Annotated in this window: 8 protein-coding genes; 4 read left to right on the top strand and 4 right to left on the bottom strand. The window is 69.8% G+C overall.

Annotated features, from left to right (window positions below; all coding sequences use genetic code 11):
• Both KBZ04_RS13660 and KBZ04_RS13665 read right to left on the bottom strand, forming a co-directional pair.
• Positions 1-387: hypothetical protein (locus tag KBZ04_RS13660; protein ID WP_254992454.1), on the bottom strand; the 387-nt coding region annotated here is incomplete at its 3' end.
• 195 nt (positions 388-582) lie between these two features.
• Complete coding sequence (locus KBZ04_RS13665; protein ID WP_254992455.1) at positions 583-831, bottom strand: hypothetical protein; 249 nt, start codon at positions 829-831, stop codon at positions 583-585.
• A gap of 254 nt (positions 832-1085) precedes the next feature.
• Here KBZ04_RS13665 and KBZ04_RS13670 point away from each other — a divergent pair, with 254 nt between their 5' ends.
• The 4 genes from KBZ04_RS13670 to KBZ04_RS13685 all read left to right on the top strand — a co-directional run bounded on the left by KBZ04_RS13670 (position 1086) and on the right by KBZ04_RS13685 (position 3585).
• Entirely contained in the window at positions 1086-1700 is a 615-nt protein-coding gene (locus KBZ04_RS13670) for an esterase/lipase family protein (protein ID WP_254992456.1), read from the top strand.
• Between the two features lie 49 nt (positions 1701-1749).
• On the top strand, positions 1750-2310 hold the full coding sequence (locus KBZ04_RS13675; protein WP_254992457.1) for a methyltransferase family protein: 561 nt from the start codon (positions 1750-1752) through the stop codon (positions 2308-2310).
• A gap of 29 nt (positions 2311-2339) precedes the next feature.
• Positions 2340-3089: a superoxide dismutase gene (locus tag KBZ04_RS13680; protein ID WP_315860124.1), complete on the top strand. Its 750-nt coding sequence runs from the start codon at positions 2340-2342 to the stop codon at positions 3087-3089.
• Between the two features lie 79 nt (positions 3090-3168).
• The gene (locus tag KBZ04_RS13685) at positions 3169-3585 is read left to right on the top strand and encodes a cupin domain-containing protein (RefSeq protein ID WP_254992458.1); all 417 of its coding nucleotides are present in this window, start codon (positions 3169-3171) and stop codon (positions 3583-3585) included.
• Positions 3586-3594: 9 nt separating this feature from the next.
• Here the strand turns inward: KBZ04_RS13685 and KBZ04_RS13690 are convergent, their stop codons facing one another.
• Both KBZ04_RS13690 and KBZ04_RS13695 read right to left on the bottom strand, forming a co-directional pair.
• Positions 3595-3810 carry a Nif11-like leader peptide family natural product precursor gene (locus tag KBZ04_RS13690; RefSeq protein ID WP_254992459.1) on the bottom strand — a complete coding sequence of 72 codons (216 nt, stop codon included), beginning with the start codon at positions 3808-3810 and terminating at the stop codon, positions 3595-3597.
• Positions 3807-5829 (bottom strand): cation-translocating P-type ATPase (locus KBZ04_RS13695; protein WP_254992460.1); only part of this gene is annotated, 2023 nt, incomplete at its 5' end. The genes KBZ04_RS13695 and KBZ04_RS13690, both read right to left, overlap by 4 nt.

The raw sequence follows: 5829 nt of genomic DNA on the forward strand, positions 1-5829 counted from the left end.
GGGCGCCGCCTGCTCGGGGTCCCACAGACAGAACTGGGGATGCTGCCGGTACATGCGGGTGGCCAGGGGCAGCAGGAACCGGGTTTTCGGGAACTGGTCGGCGCCGTGGTCAAAGGTGACGACGATGGCGAACTCCAGTTCACCCTTGGTTGTGTACCGGTCGATCCGTGTCTCCCCTTCGGAGCCTGGGAAGGGCGAGAGCCGGTACTCCACATAGCGGCGGTGAAAGGGGTTCTTCTGCTCCTTCCAGGTTTTCGCCTCCACCCCCAGTTCCGTTGCCAGCTCGCCGAGCAACAGATAGGAGTGGGTGCGAAGGGAGTCCTGGAGCTCGTCGGTTCTGGTGCTCTGAAGCCGCCACCGTTCCGCCAGCGCGTCGTAGCGGTTCATCTGGGGCGGCTCATCCAGGTTTTCCTCTCTTTCTCAGTTTATCTGCGGCCTGAGCGCTGGCCAGGGCGGGGGTCAAGGATGGGCCTGGGGCTGGTGTCAGGGATCGTCATCCCCCGGAAGCCCTGTCAGCGTTTGAACTCTGACCGGGGTGGGCAAGAGCGGCACCGCCGCAGCAGCACCGCGGCGCCCCCTTGGTCATGAGCGATAACTTGGTGTACTCTTAAGGGGCAGTGAAGCGACGGCCATGGATCCTGTCAGTCCCGTAGCCCAGTTGGCGGTGGCCGCGATCAGCGGAGCTGCTTTCCTGATCTCCATGGTGGTGATTCCCTTCCCTGAGTCGAAGGCCGACTCCTCGGCTGTCATGACGGCGCCCTCCGAGTCCACCAGCACCATCCAGTCCCTGGAGCCCACAGTCTCTCCGTTTCTGAAGTAACGCTCCGCCATCGGCGCCCGTTCAGCCAGCGACCCTTTCGATCACGTCAGCCTGAGAGGCCCTGAAGTCGGCCCTCCTGACCACCCACCGCAGGCTGTGCCCCGTCACCAGCCGTGCCCAAAAGCTTTTCAAGCCCCATCTCATACGTTCGCTGAGCGACGTTGGCTGCTGATCCCGGAGGCGCCGGCCCTCAGCAACAGCGTCCCTGGCCAACGGAACCCGAGAGCCGTTCCGTCGCAGGATGGGGGCCCTGCCCTCCTCTGCCATGTGTTCCGGCAGGGAATCCTCCACCCGGCCCCCGCTGGTGCTGGTACACGGACTCTTCGACACCCCCAGGGTGTTCGACACTCTGAAGCGCCACCTGGCCGGCAGGTGTGAACGCCTGTTGCTGCCCGCCCTGCCCCTGCGCTTCGGCATCGCGCCGATCCAGACGTCGGCCCAGCGGCTTGCCGGACACATCGAGGCGGCGTTCGGTGGGAACGAGCCGATCGACATCCTGGGCTTTTCCATGGGTGGCGTCATTGCCCGCACCTGGATTCAGCAGCTGGGCGGCCATGTCCGCACCCGCCGTTTTATCAGCCTCGGCAGCCCCCAGCAGGGCACCCTGACGGCCCAGCCCTGGCCACGCCAGCCCCTGGCGGGCATCGCCGATCTCAAGCTGGGCAGCCCCCTGCTGCGCCAGCTCAACGCGGATCTCAGCCCCCTGCAGGGGATCGAGTGCCGCAGCTACGGCACCGCCGTGGATCTGATGGTGGTGCCGGGCTGGCATGGGGTGCTGCCGATCGGGCCGCGGCGGATGTTGCCGGTCTGGAGCCACCAGCAGCTGCTGCGTCACCCGGCGGCTCTCGATGCCCTGGTGCAGGAACTGCTGCGACCGTGAGGGCGATCAGGGCCCAGCATGGAGGTGGATGCCGATCTGCGAGGTCACCATGCCGAACGCCCTGGCCGAACGACTCACCGCCTGGGGATTTTCCTGGGCGGGACTGCGCGACAACCGCCGTGGTGAGTGGTGGCTGATCGCCCAGATGGCCCTGATCGTGGCCCATCTGCTGCCGGCCACGCCTTCCCCCGCCTCCCTGGGCCTGCACTGGCCGCTGGCGCTCCGCCTGGGGGGCCTGCTGCTGTTCGTCCTGGGGCTGGTGCTGGCCGGCCAGGGCGCCCTGAACCTGGGCGCCAGCCTCAGCCCCCTGCCTGAACCGATGCCCGAGGCCGCCCTGGTCACCTCCGGCGCCTATGGCCGCTGCCGCCACCCGCTGTACCAGTCACTGATCCTGTGCTCACTGGGCGTCACCGTGGCCCTGGGCAGCCTGCTGCATCTGGCCCTGCTGCTGGGCCTGGTCGTGGTGCTGGGCTTCAAGGCACGGCGGGAGGAGACCGGCCTCTGCAGCCTCCATCCCGAGTACGAGGCCTACCGCGCCACGACGCCGGCGATTCTGCCGGGCCTGCCCTGGCTGGACTGGCGTTCGGCCGTCTCCGGCAGGGCCGGTTAGAACCGATGCCGATACTCCCCGCCAGGCCCATGCCTCCGTTGCCGTTGTCGCGTGTCCTGAGGGCTTGCTGCCTGGCCGGACTGTTGGCACTGGTGGTGGTCGCCGCCGGCGTACGGCCGGCGCTGGCCGCCTACGTCCTGCCGCCGTTGCCCTACCCGGTCGATGCGTTGGCCCCGTCGATCGATGCCACCACGATGACAATCCACCATGACCGCCACCACGGTGCCTACGTGGCCAACCTCAACGCCAGGATCGCGGACCATCCCGAGCTGGCACGACTGTCACTGGAGGCCCTGCAGGGCCGGATCTCCCAGTACCCGGCCGCCGTCCGCAACAACGGCGGCGGTCACTACAACCACTCCCTCTTCTGGCGGGTGATGGCACCGCCGGGTCAGGGGGGAACGCCGTCGCCGGAGCTGGAGGCGGCGATCACCGCGGCCTTCGGTTCGCCCGAGGCCCTGCAGCGGCGCTTCGCGCAGGCGGCGGCCGACCGCTTCGGATCGGGCTGGGCCTGGCTGATCCGCCGGCCCGATGGGGCCCTGGCGATCACCAGCACCGCCAACCAGGACAACCCTCTGATGGACCTGCCGGGCATCGAGCCGGGCGTGCCCCTGCTGGGTCTGGATGTGTGGGAGCACGCCTACTACCTCAACTACCAGAACCGCCGACCGGACTACATCGCCGCCTGGTGGCCGTTGGTGAACTGGAACGAGGTGAATCGGCGCTTTGCTGAAGGCTCCGGTGTCGCCGTTGCGGAAGTGAGCGCCAGTAAATCCTGACAGCACCATGTGTCAGTAGCCGATACGACGCTCATCCGGGAAAACGGTCGCGAAAGTTAACCATATTGCTGCGAACGTCATGACCCTCTCCCGCAACGTCGAACTCCTCCCCATGGAGCGCTCGCTGCATGGGGAGGCGGTGGTCTCCGCCCCCCGCGCCAGCGACGAAACCTTGATCGCCGAGATCGCCAGCGGCGACGCTTTCGAGCTTTTCTGCCACCGCTTCCAGACCGATCAGCTGCTCGTGCTGCGCGGATCGATCGACCTGGTGGTGCTGCAGAACCGCCAGCTGCGCCGCATCCCCCTGCGGGAGGACGAGGGCCTCTGGGTCCGGATTCCCCCCGGGGTGCCCCACGGCGCCGTCAACCGGGGCCGGATCCCCGCCCTGCTGGTCAATGCCGTGCTGCGCCATGGCCCCAGCGATCCCCGCGACTACCGACCCCTGCCGGTGCCGCAGCAGCTGCGCAGCCAGTGGCGGCGGCTGGCGGTGGCCTAGCTGGACCCATCAGTTGTATTCCCCCGGGATGTCCTGCTTGGTCACCGTGACCCGGCCGACCTTCTTCCCCGACAGCCGCAGCAGCTCATCCCCCGAGAAGTCGAAGCCCTTGCCGGCGGCGATCTGGGCCACGTCGTCGGCGGTGGCGGCGGTCAGCACCTTGCTGCGCAGGGCCTCGTCGTCCTGCAGGCGGGCCAGGAAGCAGCGCACCTGATCGAGGCTCATGCGCCGGTGGAGGGGTGGGGTGAGCGCCCAGCATGGCGCAGGCCCGAGGCGAGCCCCTTCTCCAGCTCCAGGTAGGCCACGAAGGCCAGGCTCACCCCTGCGCAGGCCGCCAGATCGACGGCCGACAGGGCGGTGACACCGAGGAACCCGGCCATCGGTGCCACGTAGAGGAGTGTCAGCTGCAGGGCGGCGGTGGCCAGCACCGCCCCCAGCAGCCAGGGGTTGGCCAGGGGAGGGGTGCGCCACAGGGGTCGGTCGCTGCCGGCCGAGAGGGCATGGCCCAGCTGGGCCAGGCAGAGGGTGGTGAAGGCCATGGTCTGCCAGGGACGGCCGAGGCGGGAGGCCACCAGCATCAGCGCCACCACCAGGGCCCCGAACACCAGTCCGGTGTGCAGGATGGCGCTGCCCAGCCCGCGGGCGAAGAGGGATTCGCCGGGCTCGATCGGCGGCTGGTGCATCAGATCCTCCCCGGGCGGGCCCAGGGCCAGGGCCAGGGCCGGAAGGCCGTCGGTCACCAGGTTGATCCAGAGGATCTGCAGGGGTGTCAGGGCCAGACCCAGCAGCGGTGCCGAGCCGATGGTGATCAGTTCGCCCAGGTTGCAGCCCAGGATGAAGCGCACGAAGCGGCGGATGTTGGCGTACACCTGCCGCCCCTCCTCCACGGCGTTGACGATCGAGGCGAAGTTGTCGTCGAGCAGCACCACATCGGCCGCCTCCCGGCTCACGTCCGAGCCGCTGATGCCCATGGCCACGCCGATGTGGGCCTGGCGCAGGGCCGGGGCATCGTTGACCCCGTCACCGGTCATGGCCACCACCGCGCCCGTCGCCTGCAGGGCCCGCACGATCCGGAGCTTCTGCTCCGGCAGCACCCGGGCGAAGAGGCTGGTCCGGCGCACCAAAGCTTCGAGCGCCGCTGCGTCGAGGCCCTCCAGCTCCGGTCCCAGCACGATCGGGCTGGCCGGCTCCGCCAGGCCGATGGCCGTGCTGATGGCGCGCGCGGTGAGGGGATGGTCGCCGGTGACCATCACCGGACGGATGCCGGCCCCATGGCAGCGGGCCACGGCAGCGGGCACCTCCGGCCGGGGCGGGTCGCGCTGCGCCATCAGGCCGAGCAGCACCAGGCCGTCCAGCCCGGCTTCCGGCCCTGGGTGGTGCGGGCCGCAGGCGAAGGCCAGCACCCGCAGGCCGGCGCCGGCCAGGTCCCGCGCTTCCGCCAGCCACCAGTCCCGCTGGCCCGGAGTGAGGCTTTGCGTTCCCGCCCCAGCCAACCAGCGATCGCAGTCCTGCAGGATCGCCTCCGGAGCTCCCTTGACGATCAGCAGCTGGGACCTCCGACCCGGGGAGGAGCCGAACGGGGCTGCGCCAAGGGGCGCCGCCAGGCTGCCGTCGCTGTCTTCCACCCAGACCGCCATCCGCTGGCGCTCGGCGCGGAAGGGAATCTCCGCCAGCCGCTGGTGCTTCGCACGTAGATCGGATCCGTTCAGACCAGCCTTGGCAGCGGCCTCCAGCAGGGCGAGCTCGGTGGGATCCCCCACCCCTCCATGTTGGCCGGGTTCGGCGTCGTTGCAGAGCACGCCGGCCTGGAGCAGCAGATCCGGTTGGCCAGCGGCGATGCCGGCCCCGGCCCCTGGCGGCGGCTCCAGCTCCCTGACCCCGAAGCCCAGTTCGGTGGGCTCCAGGGCCTGGGTACCGCAGCGCATCTCCACCACCATCTGGCGGTTCTGGGTGAGGGTGCCGGTCTTGTCCGTGCAGATGACGGTGATGGCGCCCAGCGCCTCCACCGCCGGCAGGTGGCGGATCAGGGCGGCCCGCCGCACCATCCGCCGGGTGCCGATCGCCAGGCTCACCGTGATCACGGCCGGCAACCCCTCCGGCACGATCGCCACCGCGGTGGAGAGGGCCAGCTCCAGCAGGGCGAGGGGGGAGCCGCCCAGGAACCAGCCCCCCAGCACCACCGCCGCCACCAGCACCAGGGCCCAGGCCCCGAGCCGGCCGGAGAGGTCCGCCAACCGCGTCTGC

The organism is Cyanobium sp. N5-Cardenillas (assembly GCF_024345515.1).
Classification (GTDB): Bacteria; Cyanobacteriota; Cyanobacteriia; order PCC-6307; family Cyanobiaceae; genus Cyanobium.